Genomic DNA, 20,767 nt, shown 5'->3' on the forward strand with positions numbered 1-20,767 from the left:
TTAGTCAGGAATTTTAGTGCTTAATATTTTATCAAAAATATGCTGTAATTCGACTGCTTGTTGTTCAAAGGTAGTAATTGTATTGCTCGGCAATACAACTTCACCTTGCGCATAGCGCTCTGAATAGATAGCAACTGTTTTATTAATGGCTGCATATAGAGCTTCACCTTTATCCTGAAGAGGTATGATAAAACCATTTTCCCCCTCAATAATGTCTTCAGTCACACCACCAGCATCCGTGACGATGACCCAGACATTACGGATTAACGCTTCTCTAACCGTTAGGCCAAAACTTTCCTTCCATTGAGTAGGGAAAAGTAATACATCAATATTGGAGAAGAAATCGTCAATATTTTGCTGAGTATATCCAGGAACAAGAATAGTATTGTCGAAGAAATCAAGCTCAGACTCCGTGAAAGAGGAATACCCAAGATTTGTTGTATTATCGACAATGCTAAGGCTGATGTCTTTATCTGAAAGCTTAGTGAATGCCTTGCGGATAAGGTGGAAACCTTTAACTTCAGTATTACCGCCAACGTAGCCAAATCTTAGTGTGTTACCTGAGCGTACATGCTTGGTGCTTTTAGGCTTCAGGATGCCATTTTTATTAATAATGACATCTTTAAAGCCATTGGCAATATGGAAATCGGCAAAATATTTGCTTGGTGATAATATGGCTGCTGCTGCATTGAGAGTTCCTCTTACCCGCGAATCCCTAAGGAAATTGAAATGCTTATTAGCAATGTTTCCAGTCTCACGCTCAGCATCAATCATCGCCTGACCGACATAAACGCCATTTGTGTCAATCATAAACTGGTTTGTGCTGAGCCACCATGCGTCATGAAGGGTAACAACATATGGAACATTAAATTGATTACATATGTCTAACATGCTGACACCCATTCCCTGAATACAATGGAAATGAACAATATCTGGTTTAGTGACCTTTACAATATCTTCAAATACCGACGTGATATTTAGGTTATCAAAGCTTTCTCTTGAGCTTAAATTATCCGGAATGCCAATGCCAAATGCATTCATTCCATCAGTTTCATAGCGCTTACATTGGTACGATGCTACGTCGCGGTCAGAAAATGCAGTGACCACATGTACAATTGTTCCGTTATTACGAAGCTCTTTGTTAATTTCCTGAGCAACTATCGTTGCACCACCGAATGAACGTGGGGAATAATAACAGTTCACGGAAAGAATTGTTTGTCGTCTTTTTTCACTAAAAATATGGTCAATAAAAGGTTGAACTTGATCTTGTGCAATACTCACTGGTGAATAGTGAGACATTACATTTTGATAGGCTCTTTCACCTATTTCAATACGTTTTTGTTTATCTTCAATTAATGAACTGAATGCCATGATCCATTCAGATTCACTGTTGCAAAGATAACCATTTTTTTCATGCATGATGGCCTGAGTAAATGCAGAGCGCGGTGAACATATTGATGGTATATGAAGTGATGAGGCTTCAATATATTTGATATTGCTTTTTGAATCGTTGAAAATATAATTTTCCAGTGGTGCAATACTGATATCGCATTCAGAGAGTAGCACCAAATACTCTTCATATGTACAGGTAGGGAAAAATTCTACCTGTGAGATATGTTTTGATAAATAATCGGGTAAATCCAGTTGACCGATCACTCTAAATTTCACATTAGGATATTTTGCCAAAATTACTGCAATAGCCGGTGCCGCTTCTTCAAAATCAATATTATGTGTATTAGTTCCTGAACCGTAAACTATACGTACATATTCATCTGACTTAGTTGAACTTATTGCTGAATTATTGATCTCATCGGCCGTCACCATAGTTTGGTGATCAAGCGCATTTTCGATGATTACAACATCTTTTACTCCGGCTTCCTGCATTGCTTTTGCCAGGCCGGGAGTCGAGGCGATACCACCATCGCAGGCCAACATAGTGCTCCGATAAAGTGTTGCACCATTGATGAGATCTTTTAAAACAGTAGGATCAAGGCCCTGAAGCGTTTTACTGTTTCTCAGTATCTCTTCATCAAAAATTAGGTCATCAACGTCCCAGTAAGTCTTAATGTTCAGTCTCTTCGCTTCGGCAATCACATGCATGACACTTTCGAAGCCTGGAACTCGGTAGAAAATGACCACGGAATGCCGCTGTAATGCTTCGAAAGCCCCGGCGATATCATTCCAGTCTAGAATATTGCACTCATATCCTCTTTGGCGGAACATTTCTTGTTTTTGAAGTACACGATATTTTTTGCATTGAGGAATACTGAGTTCCCCAATGATTAGTACCCGCGGCACTAAAATCTTTTCGGCGGGTAACGTGATCTGTTCTTTTAAAATAGGGTAAGTCGGGTGAATAAAGTTTTCAGAGGGCAGGTGATGCGCAACTGAGCGTAAGCGTCTGCGGATCCCCATAAGTCCATCTCGGCGATAAACTCCGACTGCTTTTCTGAATGTGCTGGATACGCCGCCACCTCGTTTAATAGATGGACCAATTAGACGAGAAAGTAATTTTGCTCTGCGCAGGCTAATGAAGAACCAACGAATAGGCTTGGTTATCTTCCAGCTTTTCGATTTCCAGATTTCATTAATTTGTTTTTCTAAATCAATGACTCGGCTTTCGAGTTGAGATGCACGGTTTTGTAAATGGCTCGTCGTTGAATTGGCCTTGTCGAGTAAATGATGCAAATCCACATTATCAGCCAGGACTTGCATACATTTTTCCTGAACCTTACTGTTCTCTGCTTTGAGCTGTTCTAATTCATGCAGGCTCTGCTCATGCTCTGTTGTCAGACTGGCTAAGCTTTCGTTCATCTCAAGCCACTGGGCAGCAGGAGAATGCAGCATGGTAGACCAGATATTGTCATTCTGAGGGGGGGAGTTAAGAAGAGTTTTGTGGTAGTTCTTGTTACCCACAACAACGGACTCTTCCTCCCCGGCAATGTATCGCTCACCCAGAATGTTCTGTTCATGTTCTTTTTTGCGGATGACGCAGATAGAGTTTATAAATTCGACAGAATGAATTTTTGATAAAATTTCGTCATCGATTTCAACTTGATAGTGCTCTTTAAATTCATCAAGTACGCTTCCGGATGCTTTATCAACTCCCCAGTGCTCATGATTGATGATATCGACAAGTCTTTTGAAGAACGAAATGGAAGAATAGGGATGGTAGATACCCCCTTCGTAATTCTCCCAGTAACTACAATGCAGGTCCTCAGCAATAAACACACCGCCATTCCTAATGGTGCCGAAATATTTACAAAAGGCACGAATAATATCAGGTGATGTATGCGAGCCATCATCGATAACAATATCGAGTTCAGGTTGGAAATTGATAATTTTTTTACTGGTGCTCTCGGAGGTGGCGTCTCCCACAAAAACGCTAATGCGAGGATCGGTATATTCTAAATTTCCGCATAACTCGTCGATATCACAACCAATAATTTTTTCAGCATGAGGGAAATAGTTTGACCAGGCTTCAAGAGATCCGCCGTTCTGAACACCAATCTCAAGCATGGTGACTGCTTTATTACGATAGGGAGCCATGATGTTATCGTAAGCATCAAAATAAATATTCCATTTATCTGAAATTTTACCTGTGCTTTCTTCGTACAAATCGTAAAGTTTTTTCATACTATGGCTCTCAGATCAACTTTTGAAAAATTAATACCAACCAGTCCCCAGCGAACTTTGCTTGAAGAGACATTTATAATAAGGGCATCATGCAGGAAATGGTGCTGAACATGATCGTGAATATCACCATTAGCAAGTGATGCCATGACGACATATTGACCGTTAGGCAGCATGGGGAGTTTAAATTTAAATTCTCCCTCAATATTCTGCCCAGGTTCAATTTCTTTTGGATGTAAGTTGGTGAAAGGGAGAGTATTCTCACCAAATAAATCCTGACCTAATCTGTCTTTGACAATAAAACCCAGAATAGGGCGGTCAAAATGGGTTTCAACTTTGGCTTTGATCACCAACTTGACTGATTCTCCACCCTGATACACCGTTTTCGTTTCATTGTTATAAGTGGTCAGTTCGACAGCGGTAATCTCTCCGGCACCACTTTTCCAGCCATTCGCTTGACTCAGATTATCCGTAACCTTAATTTTACTTTCGTAATCGAGAAGTATTGGCTCATTAGCTTCGAAGGCTTCGTCAAGAGCCTGGTTGGCATTTCCGGTCGATTCCGCTAATGCCTGGAGTTTGGCATCCTCACCGTAGACTTCCTGCAATGTGTACTGCAGGTAATCTTCTGCGATTTCTTTGGCTGATCCCGTTTTTACTAAATCACCTTTATGAAGCCATACGGCATCCTGACAAAGATTCAGTACCGAGTTCATGTCGTGGCTGACAAAAATCAGTGTACCCGTTTCTTTAAATTTACGAATAAAACGCATACATTTTTGCGTAAATACTGCATCACCAACGGCAAGTGCTTCATCAATAACCAGGATGTCAGCATCCACATGCGCAATGACAGCAAACGCAAGTCGTACATACATTCCGCTTGAATAATTTTTGACTGGCTGATCGATATGCTCGCCAATATCTGCAAATGTTTCAATTAAATGGAATCGTTTCGTCACTTCTTCACGACTTAAGCCATAGAGCGAGGCCGCCATGTAGACGTTGTCACGCCCGGTAAATTCGGGGTTAAAACCTGCCCCCAATTCTAAAAGGGCAGCGACCTTGCCCTGAACAGTGACATTACCAACCGTTGGGTTTAATGTTCCACAAATCATCTGAAGGAGTGTGGATTTACCTGAACCATTGCGGCCAATAATCCCTACAGTTTCCCCTTTGCGTACTTTAAAGGAAACATCCCGTAATGCCCAAAATTCTCTAAAGAAGTTTTTGCGACCACGAAAAAATATTTGTAGGAGGCGATCCCGGGGTTTTTCATAAATTTGATAACATTTCCCCAGACCTTCGACACTAATAGCAATTTCTTCTGTGCGGACATCAATATCTGCAGCCTTAACGTCTATCGAAGAATCGATGGAATTACAAGACATCGGCAAACCCCTTTCTTGTTTTTTGGAACCATGCAAAACCGAGCCAGGCTACCAGGCTACAAGCTGCAAAATAAATGCAGAAAGAACTGATCTTTGGGATCCCACCGAAGTACAGAACGTCGCGCATTTCAGCGATAGCGGGTGCCAGCGGATTCATCTTCAATAAAGGACGATAATGTTCCGGCAATGCTTCAATAGGGAAGAAAATTGGCGATAAAAACATCAGGACTGTCGTCAGTACCGCAACAAGTTGTGAAACGTCGCGTAAATAAACACCCAGGGATGCCAGAGCCCAGCTCACACCAACAGAAAGCAGAACTAATGGAATAATTGTTATCGGGAGTAACAGAATAGTTAAATGCGGAACTCCGACGACGAAAATGTAGAAGATGACCCAGACGATGATGCTGATCATTGCATGAAATAGTGCTGAACCGACCGACACCCAAGGAAGGATTTCTAAAGGGAAAACAACTTTTTTAACATAGTTAGCATTAGCAAGTACCAGACCCGGCGCACGATTGAAACAGTCTGCAAATAAATTGAAAACTATTAGCCCTGCAAACAGTATAAGTGCAAATTCTGTTTTTGACTGACCACCACCTGCCCATCTCGCATTAAATACGACACTAAAAACGAAGGTATAAACGGCCAGCATAAATACAGGGTTAAAAAACGACCAAAGTATACCCAGCATTGAGCCTTTATATCGCCCAACAACTTCCCTTTTGACCAGGTTATAAATTAATGCTCGGTTGCGTACAGCGCTTGCCACGAATTCTCGGGGGGACGCGTTGAAAGATTGCATTAGGCAACTACCTCATAACTCATAAAAACCTCATTATGCTTCTACTATAGGGGGTCTTAATAGACAACACTTTACCCTTAGCCGGTAATTTTAACCCCAAAGTTGGGCTAAAGGATACATGCCTTATGTTGGTTTATCCCCTCAGATAAATCTAACTTGTCGCAGCCCCAATTGGAGGAGGTAACTTTATATGCCAATCGTACAGAAACGCTGCTCTAAGCGGCTTGATAGAGGCAACAAAACTTTCGCTGTCACTTTAGCTCTTTTTTACCTGCATTCCCCACATGTTACCGGTAAAGTAAAGCTGGCCTCTGAGAAGGGCGAAGCAGGGGATTGCTGGCATGTGCGATCAGAATATTGTTATGGCTGCAATAGGTTCACCCTTCGCCATTCTCATGTACAATGCTTGTGTTCATTTGTATGGCTCAGTGCAGTTAAACTCACTGTTTACAGGGGTTTAGACTAAAAACTGGGCGATCAACTATTTCAGACAGGAGTTGCTAATGTCCAAACAACAGATCGGCGTTGTCGGTATGGCGGTCATGGGCCGTAACCTCGCGCTTAACATTGAAAGCCGTGGTTATTCCGTTTCCATTTTTAACCGTTCAGGCGACAAGACTGATGAAGTCATCGCTGAAAATCCGGGTAAAAATCTGGTTCCGCACTACACCGTCGAAGAGTTTGTTGACTCGCTGGAAAAACCTCGTCGTATCTTGCTGATGGTGAAAGCCGGTGAAGCAACTGATAAAACCATCGCATCCCTGACTCCGCACCTGGATAAAGGCGACATCCTGATCGATGGCGGTAACACCTATTACAAAGACACCATTCGCCGTAACCGCGAACTGTCCGAGCAAGGTTTCAACTTCATCGGTACCGGCGTTTCCGGCGGTGAAGAGGGCGCACTGAAAGGCCCGTCTATCATGCCTGGCGGTCAGAAAGAAGCCTACGCGCTGGTAGCACCTATTCTTGAAAAAATCGCAGCCCGCGCTGAGGATGGCGACGCTTGTGTGGCTTACATCGGTGCAGATGGTGCCGGTCACTACGTCAAAATGGTTCACAACGGTATCGAATACGGCGACATGCAGCTGATCGCAGAAGCGTATTCTCTGCTGAAGCAGTCCCTGAACCTGAGCAACGAAGAGCTGGCGACCACCTTTGCTGACTGGAACAAAGGCGAGCTGAGCAGCTACCTGATCGACATCACCAAAGACATCTTCACTAAGAAAGACGAAGAAGGTAAATACCTGGTCGATGTGATCCTGGATGAAGCAGCGAACAAGGGCACCGGTAAATGGACCAGCCAGAGCTCACTGGATCTGGGCGAACCACTGACGCTGATCACCGAGTCTGTGTTTGCCCGTTACTTGTCTTCCCTGAAAGACCAGCGTGTTGCGGCTTCTAAAGTACTGTCCGGCCCGGCGGTGAAACCTTTCTCTGGCGACAAAGCGGAGTTCATCGAGAAAGTGCGTCGTGCTCTGTATCTGGGCAAACTCGTTTCTTACGCGCAAGGCTTCTCACAGCTGAAAGCCGCATCAGATGAGAACAACTGGGATCTGAACTACGGTGAAATCGCGAAGATTTTCCGTGCGGGTTGTATTATTCGTGCACAGTTCCTGCAGAAAATTACCGATGCGTATGCTGAAAATGCCTCTATCGCTAACCTGCTGCTGGCTCCGTACTTCAAAAACATTGCTGATGAATATCAGCAAGCGCTGCGTGATGTCGTGTCTTATGCCGTTCAGAACGGTATCCCGACGCCAACCTTCTCTGCTGCGATCAACTACTACGACAGCTACCGTTCTGCGGTTCTGCCCGCCAACCTGATCCAGGCACAGCGTGACTACTTCGGTGCGCATACTTACAAACGTACCGACAAAGATGGCGTATTCCATACCGAATGGTTGGATTAATTGCCTGACCGGCACGTGTTAAGCGTGCCGGTGTTGTCACGTCGAGACAAAAAAAGCCGCCAATGCATCAGCAAAGGCGGCTTTTTTACGTCTGAACTTTTACTTTTGAATTTTCGACGTTATTTCTTATGACGCTGACGCAGATTCTCAATGACCGCACTCAGGTTCAGATCCTGATCCTGCAGCAATACCAGCAGGTGATAAATGAGATCTGAGGCTTCGTTTTTCAGTTCAAAGCGGTCGTTGACGGTGGCGGCCAGCGCAGTTTCAACGCCTTCTTCACCGACTTTTTGTGCGATGCGTTTGGTACCGCTGGCGTAAAGTTTGGCGGTATACGAGCTTTCCGGATCGGCGGTTTTGCGCGAGGCGAGCAGTTCTTCGAGCTGATACAGAAACGCCCAGTCGGTTTCAGCAGGGTGGAAGCAGCTGTTATTGCCTTTATGGCAGGTCGGGCCAACCGGATTGACCAACACCAGCAGCGTGTCGTTATCGCAATCCGGGGTGATGCTGACGACGTTCAGATAGTTTTCTGACGTTTCGCCTTTGGTCCACAGACGCTCTTTGGTGCGTGAATAAAACGTTACCTTGCCGGAAGACTGCGTAACGCCCAGTGCTTCCTGATTCATATATCCGAGCATCAGCACTTCACCCGACACCGCGTGCTGGATGATGGCTGGCATCAGGTTATCCACTTTTTCCCAGTCGAGCTGGCTAATCTGTTCATCGGTCAGCAGACCGGTTTTTACATCCTGATTACTCACAAGCGGATCTCCACGCCATTTTCGGCCAGGTAGCTTTTCAGCTCGCCAATATTAATAATTTGTTTGTGGAACACGGAGGCGGCCAGTGCGCCGTCGACCTGTGCTTCGCGGAAGGCGTCAAGGAAGTGTGACATGGTCCCCGCGCCGCCCGAAGCGATCAGCGGAACATGACACACTTCGCGGATCATCTTCAGTTGCTCAAGGTCATATCCGTTACGCACGCCGTCCTGATTCATCATATTCAGCACAATTTCACCTGCGCCGCGTTCCTGCACTTCCTTCACCCAGTCGATAGTCTGCCAGGTGGTGATCTTAGTACGCGCTTCATCACCGGTAAACTGATGAACCTGATAAGTTCCCGTCTCTGTATCGTGCCACGTATCGATACCCACGACGATACACTGTACACCATACCTGTCGGCAAGGCGGGTGATCAGTGTCGGATCCGCCAGGGCAGGGGAATTAATAGAAATCTTATCTGCACCAAACTGCAAAATCTGGCTGGCATCTTCAAGGCTCTTAATGCCACCCGCCACGCAGAAAGGGATATCAATAACTTCAGCCACGCGCGATACCCAGCTTTTATCCACTACGCGGCCGTCGCTTGAGGCGGTGATGTCGTAGAATACCAGTTCGTCCGCGCCTTCCTGCGCATAGCGCTGCGCCAGCGGTACGATATCGCCGATGATTTCGTGATTGCGGAACTGTATTCCTTTGACGACCTGACCGTCTTTAACGTCGAGGCAGGGGATTATCCGTTTTGCCAGCATGAAATTGCCTCCGTCACATTAAATTTACCGTCGAGCAATGCGCGCCCGACAATCACGCCTTCCACACCGCTGTCACGCAATGCAGCGATATCATCCAGTGAGCCGATACCGCCTGAAGCCTGAAACGCCACCTGCGGATAACGCGCTGTCACTTCACGATAAAGTTCGACGTTGGAACCGGCCAGCGTGCCGTCACGGGAAATATCGGTGCACAGCACATGTTTCAGGCCGAACGGCAGATATTGCTCGACGACCTGTTCCAGCGTGGCATTGGAGTTTTCCTGCCAGCCGCTGATGGCCACCTTTTTGGTACCTTCGGCATCGATGCGTACATCCAGTGCCAGCACCAGCGCATCCGCGCCGAAACGGCTGAACCAGCCCTGCACGGTCGCCGGATCTTTCACTGCAGTCGAACCGACCACCACGCGGGTTGCGCCAGCGTTAAGCAGTGCTTCAACGTCCTGCTCATTACGGATGCCGCCACCGACCTGCACCGGCACGGAAACACTGGCCAGTAATTTCGTCAGCAAAGGGATCTGGCGTGCAGCCGGATCTTTCGCGCCGGTTAAATCGACAAGGTGCAGAACTTGCGCACCTTGCTGCTGATAATCCTGCAAACGCGGTAACGGATCATTGCCGTAGTCACGTTGCTGACCGTAATCGCCCTGATGCAAACGCACCACGCTGCCTTCGATCAAATCCAAAGCGGGAATAATCATGCTGTTTACATCTCCAGAAAGTTTTTCAGCAACTGTGCGCCCGCGGCACCGGAACGTTCGGGATGAAACTGCACGCCGAAGAAGTTGTCTTTTTGTACGGCGGCGCTGAAGGGCTCGCCGTAAAGTGTCTGAGCGACCGTGTTTTCGCATACCGGCATGGCAAATCCGTGGACGAAATAGAAGTAAGCATTTTCATCAATGCCGCGGAATAAATGGCTGTCGGCGTTGGCGGTGACCTGATTCCAGCCCATATGTGGCAGCGGCAAACCAAGGTCTGGCATGCGCTGCACCGGCGTCTCAATAATACCCAGTGTATCGATACCGCCATTTTCTTCGCTCGATGAAGCCAGCAGTTGCATACCCAGACAAATGCCCAGCACCGGTTGGGTGCAGGCTTTGATCAGGTCAATAAGCTCACGCTGTTCGAGCTGTTCCATCGCCGCCTGCGCCGTGCCGACGCCCGGTAAAAACAATTTGTCAGCCTGCAACACAATCTCCGGTTCACGGCTCACCGTGGGCTCATAGCCCAGACGCTGAACTGCATATTTCACGGAAGAGAGGTTGGCACAGCCGGTATCAAGGATAACGACATTCATCACAGCACTCCTTTCGAGCTCGGCAGGGTGTTGCCATCCACACGAATTGCCTGGCGCAGTGTGCGGCCAAAGGCTTTGAACAGGCTCTCAACACGGTGGTGATCGTTCTTGCCTTTAGTACGCAAGTGCAGGGTACAGGCCATCGCATAAGACAGTGAACGGAAGAAGTGTTCGACCATTTCCGTGCTCAGGTCGCCGACGCGCTGATAGTTAAATTCAGCTTTGTATTCCAGGTGCGGACGCCCGGAGATATCCAGTGCACAGCGAGCCAGACATTCATCCATAGGCAGTACGAATCCGAAACGGCCAATCCCGCGTTTATCGCCCAGCGCCTTGTTCAGGGCTTCGCCCAGCGCCAGTGCGGTATCTTCCACCGTATGGTGATCGTCGATATACAAATCGCCTTTCACTTCGATGTTCATACGAAAACCGCCGTGCGTAGCGATCTGATCCAGCATATGGTCGAAGAAACCGACGCCGGTACGGATTTTGCTTTCACCTTCGCGATCCAGCCAGACATCCACATCAATGGCCGTTTCCCGCGTTACGCGGTTAACTTTTGCATGGCGGTCACGTTGAGTCAGTTGCTCTGCAATCGTCGCCCAGTTCAGCGTATCTCGCTGATAACGCAGCCCGGCGATACCCATATTGGCCGCCAGCTGGATATCAGTGTCACGGTCGCCAATCACATAACTGTTTGCCGTGTCCAGCACGCCGCTTTCCAGATAACCCGCCACCAGTTTGGTTTTTGGTTTACGGCAATCGCAGTGATCGGCTGGCAGGTGCGGACAAATCAGCACCTCGTCGAAAACGATGCCCTGTGAGGTCAGGATCTGCATCATCAGGTTGTGCGGCGGGTCGAAGGTTTCCTGCGGGAAACTGGCGGTGCCCAGACCGTCCTGATTGGTGATCATCACCAGTTTGAAACCGGCATTTTGCAGCGCTAAGAGTGCCGGAATGACGCCCGGCTCGAGGGCCAGTTTGTCCAGACGGTCGACCTGAAAATCTTCAGGTGGCTCGGAAATCAGGGTACCGTCGCGGTCGATGAACAGTGTTTTTTGCAATAACGGACTCTGGCTCACATGTGCTCCTTGCGGGGGCTATTTTGATTATCATTAAGAGTGGATGCGGTAGCGCCAGGTAAAGGCTGCAGGGCGGTGATCACCCGTTGCAGTTCTTCCCGGGTACCGATTGTGATCCGCAGGCAGCCGGAAAGTCCCGGTTGCTTGTTCTGGTCACGCAGGATAATGCCCTGATCCCAGAGGTTTTTAAAGACGGCACTTGAAGCGTAGAAGCGGACGAGGACGTAGTTAGTGTCGCTGGCAAAAACCTCTTCAACACAGGCGCATTTTTCCAGTTCTTCCCGCAACCACGCGCGGTTTTCCGTCACTTCAGTCACCCGCTGACGCATTATCGCCAGCCCTTCCGGGCTCAGCGCCTGTGCAGCGATATCGGCTACAGGCGTAGATAAAGGATAAGGCGCGATCACTTTCATTAATAAACCAATCAGGTCGCTGTTGGCGAGCGTGAAGCCGCAGCGCAAACCGGCGAGGGCAAACGCTTTGGACAGCGTGCGCAAAATCGCCAGGTGCGGATATTCCTGCAACCAACCCGACACTGTCGCCTGTGGGCAGAATTCGATATAAGCCTCATCGACTGCGACAATCGCGCGGCCACGGGTCATTTCCAGCACAGCACGTATCTCTTGCGGATCGATGATATTGCCGGTCGGATTATTCGGGCTGCACACATAAACCAGTTTCACGCCATCCAGCGCGGCTTCAATGGCCGGGAGATCCAAAGACCAGTCGGCTTTTGCGGCCACGGTGCGGCCTTCCACGCCAATTGTCTCGGCGCTGACGCTGTACATGCCGTAAGTCGGCGGGCAATAAAGAATAGCGTCTTTGCCCGGTTCACAGAATGCGCGGATCAACAGTTCAATGCCTTCGTCTGCGCCACGGCTGACCAGCACCTGTTCCGGGTCAACACCCGCATAAGCTGCGTAACGGTTGATCACCAGCGCAGGCTGACATTCCGGATAACGGTTAAAGGTCTGCTGCGTCAGTTCGAACTGTGGCGCGATGGCGTATTCGTTAGCGTTAAGCCACACATCACCGTTGCCGCCGAGACGACGTGCGGACTGATACGGGGTCAGTTCCTGCACATTCTTACGTGCCAGCGCCTGAACGCTGAGGGTGTTTTCATTGCTCATCAGCGTTGCTCCTTTAAAGCGTTAACGCGCAAAGTCACGGCATTTTTGTGTGCGGTCAGTTGCTCAGCCTGCGCCAGGGTTTCGATGGTATTTGCCAGACCGAGCAAACCTTCAGGCGTTAACTGCTGAACGGTCATGCGTTTCTGAAAATCTGCCAGACCGAGGCTGGAACAGGTGGCCGTGTAACCGTAAGTCGGCAAGACGTGGTTGGTGCCGGAAGCGTAATCGCCTGCGGATTCCGGTGACCAGTCACCGAGAAATACTGAACCGGCGCTGGTGATACTGTCGACCAGTTGCTCCGGCTCACGGGTTTGCAGGATCAGGTGCTCCGGACCGTACGCATTGCTGATTTCAATACACTGCGCGATGTCTTTCGCCACAATCAGACGGCTGCTTGCCAGTGCCTGACGGGCAATCTCGCTGCGGGATAATGTCTGCAACTGGCGTTCAACGGCTTCACCAACCGCCTGCGCCATTTTCAAATCCGGCGTCAGCAAAATCACCTGAGAATCGGGGCCGTGTTCTGCCTGAGAAAGCAAATCAGAGGCGACAAAGTCAGGTGTCGCGCCACTGTCGGCAATCACCAGCACTTCTGAAGGCCCGGCTGGCATATCGATTGCCGCGCCGTCCAGGCTCTGACTAACCTGACGCTTGGCTTCGGTGACGTAGGCATTGCCCGGCCCGAAGATTTTCGCCACACGCGGCACGGTTTCGGTGCCAAAGGCCAGCGCGGCAATTGCCTGCGCACCGCCAAGCTGATACACCTCTTCCACGCCACACAGTTGAGCGGCATACAGAATTTCATCGGCAATCGGCGGCGGAGAACACAGCACCACTTTCTGGCATCCGGCAATACGCGCCGGGGTCGCTAACATTAATACGGTGGACACCAGCGGCGCAGAACCGCCCGGAATATACAGACCCACGGACTGAATAGGGCGGGTCAGTTGCTGGCAACGTACGCCGGGCTGGGTTTCGATATCCACCACAGCCAGTTTTTGTGCCTGATGAAAGGTATCGATATTGCGCACGGCATGTGCCATCGCCTGTTTAACGTCCTCACCTAAACGCGCGGCCGCTGCCCCGATTTGCTGTGCAGTGACGCGCAATTCCCGGACTTCAGTTTTATCAAAGCGGGCGCAAAACTCGCGCAGCGCACTGTCACCTTCACTGCGCACGCGGCGCAGGATTTCACTGACAGATTCGGTAATACGGTCAGACGCCGAAATTGCCGGGCGTGTCAGCAGCTCGCGACGCTGTTGTTCGTCGCATTGCTGCCAGTCAATCGGGGTAGTGAACGCGTCAGGCTTCATGGCTTACTCCATCATTTTTTCGATTGGCAGAACCAGAATGGAGCTGGCGCCGAGCGCTTTCAGTTTCTCCATCGTTTCCCAGAACAGGGTTTCGCTGCTGACCATGTGCATGGCCACACGTTGCTGATCGCCTGCCAGCGGCAGAATGGTCGGACGCTCAGCGCCCGGCAGCAGGGCAACGATCTCATCAAGACGCTCACTTGGCGCGTGCAACATAATGTACTTGGATTCGCGTGCCTGAATAACGCCCTGAATACGGGTCATCATTTTGTCGATCAGCAGTTGTTTCTCTTGTGGCATTTCGCCGTCGCGCTGGATAAGACAGGCTTTGGAGCGATAAATCACTTCCACTTCACGCAGGCCGTTGGCTTCGAGCGTGGCGCCGGTAGAGACCAGGTCACAAATCGCATCCGACAAACCGGCGCGCGGGGCGACTTCCACAGAACCGTTCAGCAGGCAGGATTTGAAATCGACGCCTTTTTTATCGAGATACTGCTTGAGCAGGTGCGGATACGAGGTGGCGATGCGGGCGTTTTGCAGGCTTTGCGGACCGGTATACTCCGTGTCCAGTGGCGTCGCCAGTGACAGACGGCAACCGCCAAAATCCAGACGACGCAGGGTGAAATAACGCGGGTCTTCGCCCTGGGCGCGGCGGCTCAGCAACTCTTCTTCCAGCACGTTTTCACCGATGATACCCAGATCCACCACACCGTCCATCACCAGCCCCGGGATATCGTCATCACGCACGCGCAAAATGTCGATCGGCATGTTTTCTGCGAAGGCGATCAGACGCTGTTCCTGCAGGTTGATTTTGATCCCGCAGCGGGCCAGCAGTTCGCGTGATTCATCGCTCAGGCGACCCGACTTTTGCATTGCTATCCGTAAACGTGTTTTATCCAGCATGATGACCTCAGTTTCTTAATTATTTATCGTAAAAATCGTTTGTTTAAAGGCGTTAACTTCAATCCGTCAGGCCAAAAAAAAAGCCCCCGGAAGAAATCTTCCGGGGGCTATCTCTGCGTTCTGCGCCACTGGAAGATCTAAACAGTCTCCCAGCACCAATCGCCTGAAAGACTAGTCAGGGTGATGGTGATGACGGTGGTTAATCAGAACGTTTGTCATGTCAGTGTCTCAGTATGTTCATTTATATGCCGCGTGATTCAGATTTGAATCATTCGCCACACATATCAAATTCGCTGCCAATAAAACTAAACTATCGGGCGGTAACAGCGCAACCTTTTTTTCCGATGATGAGTTTTTCTTATCTGCAGCAGGGTTTTCATCGAATAAATGAATGATCTGTTAACAGAGGCAGAGAAAACCTTACGCAGGCTGAACCGGGAAAAGGTGACATTTGCTAGTATAAAGGAAGCAGTATCAGCAGTGGGTGATGTGATGCCACATGCCAATGAAACAACGGAGCGAAGTATGAAGAAGGTTTCGATTATCGGACTGGGCTGGCTGGGAATGCCACTGGCGATGGCGCTGGCTTCAAAAGGTTATCAGGTGGTCGGCAGTAAAACCACGCCGGATGGGGTAGATGCCGCCAGAGCCGTGGGGATCGAGTGTTTCCCGCTGGTGTTTACGCCGCAGATGGAATGTGTGGCGGAAGATCTCGATCAGTTGCTGAATGTCGATGCGCTGATCATTACCCTGCCTGCGCGCCGGACGGTGGAAGGCAGCGAACTGTACTTCCAGGCGGTACAGCTGTTAACCGACAGCGCACTGGCGCATAACGTCAAACGCATTATTTTCACCAGCTCGACATCTGTTTACGGTGAAGGAGAGGGTGTGGTGCGTGAGGGGTCGCCGCTTGAACCGGTCACGACCAGCGGAAAGGTGCTCAAAGAACTCGAAAACTGGCTCCATGGTTTACCCAATACGTCTGTCGATGTACTGCGTCTGGCCGGTCTGGTCGGCGGCGATCGCCATCCGGGACGTTTTATGGCCGGAAAGACGCAGGTGAAAGGCGGTCAGCATGGTGTCAACCTGGTGCATCAGGATGATGTGATTGCCGCGATTGCGTTGTTACTCAGTCTGCCGAAAGGCGGCCATACATATAACCTGTGCGCACCTGCTCATCCTGCTAAAGCGGAGTTTTATCCGGCGCTGGCCAGACAGATGGGGCTGGAGCCGCCGACTTTTGCTGAACAAGCTTCAGCACAGAAGGGCAAAATCGTCGATGGTGAGCGAATCTGCAAAGAACTTGGCTTTGAATATCAGCATCCTGATCCGCGAACCATGCCTTTTTAATCACCAAACGCGGTGTAGATAATTTCACGTTATGACCTGCCGGAAATTTCGGCAGGTTGTTAAGTGTCTGCTGCATTAACGTTCGGAAAACCCCTTTCTCATGTGCAGGAAATTATTCATTTATCCTGCAACGCCTATTTTATCCTTCCGTTTAATTAGCCGGTTTAATGGCGGTACATTTTTTAGGCTTGTTGTCTAATATTCTTCTGACAGCGTAGTTAAAAATGCGTTTTAATCGCCAATCTGCAGGTGAAACTGGCGACAGATGCTGGTTTGGTAATAAAATTCCTAGTCGCGCGTTTTTAATTTGCTATTGCGCGGTATAAAGCACTTTTTTAAGCACAATGATTAAAGTTTTCCTGAACAGTTGCCGATAGGTTAAGTTCGGCACCACTATGCCATTCCATCACTTCTTCTTATCAATCCGGCCTTGTTGCTGGATGTTTCCGCGTGTCCGGTCATAAATTATTACAATAATTGTCTTTTTATTTCTTAAACCGCGTGCCTGCTCACGGTTTAAGAACAATTCGCGCTTAATTTCCTCACAAACCATTAGGACAACTCCCCGAAAACCCTTGTGCTGACTGGGTTGGGTGTATTTAGCACAATGATCATGCTATTTGAAATTTCCAGCATAAATAGCTGCATGAGAAGTTATTAATTATTATCTGTGCTGTTCATTTGGCTTTGGTTGGCCTTTGTACAAATTGATCTAAAAAAGGCTAAAAAAGGCTGTCTGAAGAGAGCTTTTTAGACGCTTTTTTACTTTTGGCTTAAAAATGCGCAGATTTTTACGATAAATTGCACTTTCAGAAGCAAAATAAAGTTATAAAGTGTGATCTCTATCACACTTTATTCAAAATTCGTCAACGGTAAGATTGTATGTATAAAGGAAACGGGGTTAGAGTTGCAGCGTAGTAAGATTATTCCTAATAATGTATGTAAAAGCGTTTCACTGAATGAGGCGCCATCACAGCAACGGACTCTGCCAGTACACCAAAACTAAAGTGTTTTTCGATTACTTAGCAGTGCAATTGTCACAATTAATTTAGTTTACATCAGGAACAACTTTGTATTGGCGGTGAAGTAAATACCGCGGGATAAATCTAATAATCATCGTGAGATTTATTAATCAGCCAATGATCCAATTGTTTTGATAGTAAAAAATACTCCTGTCACGCCGGGTAAAACTCTTGCTGCATGGAATATGTCTATCAATCCGCCGTCTTAAAAAAACGGCATCGGTAATGGGGTAGAACAGAATGTCCGAATTGCTTAAGCACATATATGATATCAACCTGTCATATTTACTGTTGGCACAGCGTTTGATTAACGACGAAAAGGCCTCAGCGATGTTTCGCCTGGGGATCGATGACGTTATGGCAGATACCCTGAGACAGCTGACGCTGCCTCAGATGGTGAAGTTAGCTGAAACGAACCAGCTTTTGTGTCAGTTCCGCTTTGATGACAGCAAGACAATTGAACGCTTGACCCAGGAATCGCGGGTGGATGACTTACAACAAATCCATACCGGTATCTTGTTGTCCAGCCATCTGCTGAAAGGCCTGGCCGCGAAAGAAAGCGGCGCGATGAAGAAAAGGGCGTAGCTATGTCTGGTAAAGATGCGTCAACCAAGCCAGCAGAAAAAAGTATTGTTCAGGAAGCACGGGACATTCAGCTGGCTATGGAACTGATTACGCTGGGTGCCAGATTGCAGATGCTGGAAAGCGAAACGCAATTAAGTCGTGGCCGACTGATTAAATTGTACAAAGAGTTGCGAGGAAGTCCTCCCCCGAAAGGCATGTTGCCGTTCTCTACTGACTGGTTCATGACCTGGGAACAGAACATCCATTCCTCCATGTTTTACAACGCTTACTCTTTCCTGCTAAAGAGCGGCCACTGTAATGGCGTGGAGGCGGTGATCAAGGCTTATCGTTTATATCTGGAACAGTGTCCTGAGCAGCCGGGGGAAGCGCCGATCCTTGCGCTGACCCGTGCCTGGACGTTAGTACGTTTTGTCGACAGCGGCATGTTGCAGCTTTCAGCGTGTAACTGCTGTGATGGCTCATTTATTACCCATGCACACCAACCCCGCCACGGGTTTGTTTGCAGTCTTTGCCAGCCCCCGTCCCGAGCAGTAAAAAAACGTAAACTTTCCCCGCAGGTTGCCGATATAACATCTCAAGAGCTGGACGAACAGGTCAAGCACGCAGTTTGAGATAGTTGGGTAGCAGTAATTCGTTCTGAGCGGTGGCTACCACCGCTCATCAATTCCCCCCTAACATCTCAGCCATTCTCTGACACTTTTTATGCACGTTTCTACGGCACAAATCGGTCAGGCACATGGCGCGCGCTTAACCTCGCCCTAAAACCACATCGAATTAAGGATTCATCGTGCTAGTGATAATAGGTTACATCGTGGTGTTGGGCTCTGTGTTCGGCGGTTTCATGCTCGTCGGCGGTGAGCTGGGCGCGTTATACCAACCCGCAGAATTGCTCATTATTGCCGGTGCCGGCATCGGTGCCTTCTTCGTTGGTAACAACGGCAAAGCGATCAAATCCACCATGCGCGCCCTGCCGCAGTTGTTCCGCGCATCAAAATACAATAAAGCGTTGTATATGGATCTGATGGCGCTGCTTTACCGGGTATTAGCCAAATCACGCCAACAGGGGATGCTGTCGCTGGAAAATGACATCGACAATCCGGCCGAAAGCGACATTTTTGCTAATTATCCGCGCATCCTTGCCGATAAACAGTTAGTCGAATATCTGACTGACTATCTGCGCCTCATGGTCAGCGGCAACATGAATGCCTTTGAAATTGAAGCGCTGATGGACGAGGAAATCGAAACTTACGAGCACGAGAGTGAAGTGCCGGCGAACAGCCTGGCGCTGGTGGGTGACTCACTCCCGGCATTCGGTATCGTCGCTGCGGTAATGGGGATCGTACATACCCTGGCCGCTGCTGACCGACCTGCCGCAGAACTCGGGGCGCTGATTGCCCACGCGATGGTCGGGACCTTCCTCGGTATCCTGCTGGCGTACGGTTTTGTTTCTCCGCTGGCCAGCGTGTTACGCCAGAAGAGTGCTGAAAACGCCAAAATGATGCAGTGCATCAAGGTGACTTTGCTATCGAGCATTAACGGTTATGCGCCACAAATTGCCGTCGAATTTGGCCGTAAAACGTTGTACACCTCGGAGCGGCCTTCCTTTATTGAACTGGAGGAACACGTTCGCCAGGTCAAGTCGCCGGGTCAGAAACAAACTGAAGAAGAAAAAGTATGAAGCATCAGAGCCATCCAATCGTTGTTGTACGCAAGAAAAAGAATAAGCACGGCGGAGGGCATCACGGCGGTTCGTGGAAAATTGCTTACGCTGACTTTATGACAGCGATGATGGCTTTCTTTCTGGTGATGTGGCTGATTTCGATCTCCAGCCCTAAAGAACTGGTGCAAATTGCCGAATACTTCCGTACCCCCCTTGCGGTGGCGATCACAGGCGGGCCGCGCAGCAGCGATGCTACCAGCCCGATCCCGGGCGGTGGCGAAGACCCGACCGTACAGGACGGGGAAGTCCATAAAATGGAGCAGTCGCAGGGGGCGAGTAAGCGTGAGTCGGACGATTTACAGCGGTTGCAGCAAAAACTGGAAGACATGCTGGCGTCGGATCCGCGGCTGAAAGATTTACGTCCACACCTGATGATTAACCTGACCGAGCAGGGTTTGCGCATTCAGATTATCGATAGCAAAAACCGCCCGATGTTCCAGCTTGGCAGCGCGATTGTTGAGCCGTACATGCGCGATATCCTCAGGGCGATTGCCCCGGTACTGGATGGTTTTCCAAACAAGATCAGCCTGGCGGGGCATACCGATGACATGCCGTATGCCACAGGTGAACGTGGCTACAGCAACTGGGAACTGTCGACTGAGCGCGCGAATGCTTCACGTCGCGAGATGATGAGCGGCGGCCTCAGCGAAGGGAAAGTCCTGCGGGTGATGGGCATGGGGTCTTCCATGCAACTGAAAAACCATCCGGCAGGTGACGCCATCAACCGTCGTATCAGTATTTTGGTCCTGAACAAACACGCGGAAGAAGCGATTGAACGGGAAAACAGCGAGGGCGAGGCGATCACGATCAGTGACGCTGGCGAGCTGCAAAGACAAGTACAAGGCACACAAAAAGTGCCGGCATTAGCACCAAAAATGAGTTCGGCTCCGGCAGCTCCGGCGTTAGCGCCACAGGCAAACCCGGCACCGGCCACACCAGAGAAAGCACCATCAATACCCGGGATTGAGACGCAGACGCCAGTGACACCCTCGGCAGGCGCTCAACCTGCGACGGCAGCTCCGGCTGCCGCGGCGGGCACGGCACCTGCGACACATTAACAAGCCGCGATTC

At 49.2% G+C, this 20,767-nt stretch carries 17 protein-coding genes and 1 other annotated feature; of the genes, 6 read left to right on the plus strand and 11 right to left on the minus strand.

Annotated features, from left to right (window positions below):
- Genes GW591_RS04155 through GW591_RS04165 form a run of 3 tightly spaced genes read right to left on the minus strand, consistent with a single transcriptional unit; the run spans position 1 to position 5,832 of the window.
- Positions 1-3,636 carry a glycosyltransferase gene (locus GW591_RS04155; RefSeq protein ID WP_037034863.1) on the minus strand — a complete coding sequence of 1,212 codons (3,636 nt, stop codon included), beginning with the start codon at positions 3,634-3,636 and terminating at the stop codon, positions 1-3.
- Positions 3,633-5,024: an ABC transporter ATP-binding protein gene (locus GW591_RS04160; RefSeq protein WP_119261475.1), complete on the minus strand. Its 1,392-nt coding sequence runs from the start codon at positions 5,022-5,024 to the stop codon at positions 3,633-3,635. Before GW591_RS04160 ends, GW591_RS04155 begins: the two co-directional genes overlap by 4 nt.
- Positions 5,014-5,832: an ABC transporter permease gene (locus GW591_RS04165; protein WP_037034861.1), complete on the minus strand. Its 819-nt coding sequence runs from the start codon at positions 5,830-5,832 to the stop codon at positions 5,014-5,016. Before GW591_RS04165 ends, GW591_RS04160 begins: the two co-directional genes overlap by 11 nt.
- 503 nt (positions 5,833-6,335) lie before the next feature.
- Between GW591_RS04165 and gndA the strand changes: the two genes are divergently transcribed.
- Complete coding sequence (gene gndA, locus GW591_RS04170) at positions 6,336-7,745, plus strand: NADP-dependent phosphogluconate dehydrogenase (RefSeq protein ID WP_013575079.1); 1,410 nt, start codon at positions 6,336-6,338, stop codon at positions 7,743-7,745.
- Positions 7,746-7,864: 119 nt separating this feature from the next.
- On the opposite strand, the gene hisIE is transcribed toward gndA, so the two are convergent.
- From hisIE to hisG, 8 genes are read right to left on the minus strand one after another with little or no spacing between them, the layout of a single operon-like run.
- On the minus strand, positions 7,865-8,479 hold the full coding sequence (gene hisIE, locus GW591_RS04175) for a bifunctional phosphoribosyl-AMP cyclohydrolase/phosphoribosyl-ATP diphosphatase HisIE (RefSeq protein WP_037034927.1): 615 nt from the start codon (positions 8,477-8,479) through the stop codon (positions 7,865-7,867).
- 23 nt (positions 8,480-8,502) lie between these two features.
- On the minus strand, positions 8,503-9,276 hold the full coding sequence (hisF, locus tag GW591_RS04180; protein ID WP_015689708.1) for an imidazole glycerol phosphate synthase subunit HisF: 774 nt from the start codon (positions 9,274-9,276) through the stop codon (positions 8,503-8,505).
- Positions 9,258-9,995: a 1-(5-phosphoribosyl)-5-[(5-phosphoribosylamino)methylideneamino]imidazole-4-carboxamide isomerase gene (hisA, locus tag GW591_RS04185; protein ID WP_166860156.1), complete on the minus strand. Its 738-nt coding sequence runs from the start codon at positions 9,993-9,995 to the stop codon at positions 9,258-9,260. Before hisA ends, hisF begins: the two co-directional genes overlap by 19 nt.
- A gap of 5 nt (positions 9,996-10,000) precedes the next feature.
- Positions 10,001-10,591, minus strand: a complete 591-nt coding sequence (hisH, locus tag GW591_RS04190) for an imidazole glycerol phosphate synthase subunit HisH (RefSeq protein ID WP_013575083.1) — start codon at positions 10,589-10,591, stop codon at positions 10,001-10,003.
- Complete coding sequence (hisB, locus tag GW591_RS04195; RefSeq protein ID WP_015689709.1) at positions 10,591-11,655, minus strand: bifunctional histidinol-phosphatase/imidazoleglycerol-phosphate dehydratase HisB; 1,065 nt, start codon at positions 11,653-11,655, stop codon at positions 10,591-10,593. The genes hisH and hisB overlap by 1 nt, the downstream gene beginning before the upstream one ends.
- Positions 11,656-11,669: 14 nt before the next feature.
- Positions 11,670-12,803, minus strand: coding sequence for a histidinol-phosphate transaminase (gene hisC, locus GW591_RS04200; protein WP_121019428.1), 1,134 nt, complete (start codon positions 12,801-12,803; stop codon positions 11,670-11,672).
- Entirely contained in the window at positions 12,803-14,116 is a 1,314-nt protein-coding gene (hisD, locus tag GW591_RS04205) for a histidinol dehydrogenase (protein WP_013575086.1), read from the minus strand. The genes hisC and hisD overlap by 1 nt, the downstream gene beginning before the upstream one ends.
- Before the next feature lie 3 nt (positions 14,117-14,119).
- Entirely contained in the window at positions 14,120-15,019 is a 900-nt protein-coding gene (gene hisG / locus GW591_RS04210; RefSeq protein ID WP_013575087.1) for an ATP phosphoribosyltransferase, read from the minus strand.
- 74 nt (positions 15,020-15,093) lie between these two features.
- Positions 15,094-15,215 (minus strand) — a sequence feature (His leader region).
- A 329-nt stretch (positions 15,216-15,544) separates the two neighbouring features.
- On the opposite strand from hisG, the gene GW591_RS04215 reads away from it, so the two are divergent.
- From GW591_RS04215 to motB, 5 genes are all read left to right on the plus strand, one after another.
- A complete protein-coding gene (locus tag GW591_RS04215) occupies positions 15,545-16,369 on the plus strand; it encodes an SDR family oxidoreductase (protein ID WP_013575088.1) in 825 nt (274 codons plus the stop codon).
- A 1,262-nt stretch (positions 16,370-17,631) separates the two neighbouring features.
- Positions 17,632-17,976 (plus strand): flagellar transcriptional regulator FlhD, encoded by a 345-nt coding sequence (gene flhD / locus GW591_RS04220; protein ID WP_013575090.1) that lies wholly within the window; start codon positions 17,632-17,634, stop codon positions 17,974-17,976.
- Between the two features lie 2 nt (positions 17,977-17,978).
- Entirely contained in the window at positions 17,979-18,587 is a 609-nt protein-coding gene (flhC, locus tag GW591_RS04225) for a flagellar transcriptional regulator FlhC (RefSeq protein ID WP_013575091.1), read from the plus strand.
- Between the two features lie 176 nt (positions 18,588-18,763).
- Positions 18,764-19,654 (plus strand): flagellar motor stator protein MotA, encoded by an 891-nt coding sequence (gene motA / locus GW591_RS04230; protein WP_112151826.1) that lies wholly within the window; start codon positions 18,764-18,766, stop codon positions 19,652-19,654.
- Entirely contained in the window at positions 19,651-20,754 is a 1,104-nt protein-coding gene (gene motB / locus GW591_RS04235; RefSeq protein ID WP_013575093.1) for a flagellar motor protein MotB, read from the plus strand. The genes motA and motB overlap by 4 nt, the downstream gene beginning before the upstream one ends.
- Positions 20,755-20,767: the final 13 nt, after the last annotated feature.

Origin of the sequence: Rahnella aceris, from assembly GCF_011684115.1 — a bacterium.
Classification (GTDB): domain Bacteria; phylum Pseudomonadota; class Gammaproteobacteria; order Enterobacterales; family Enterobacteriaceae; genus Rahnella; species Rahnella aceris.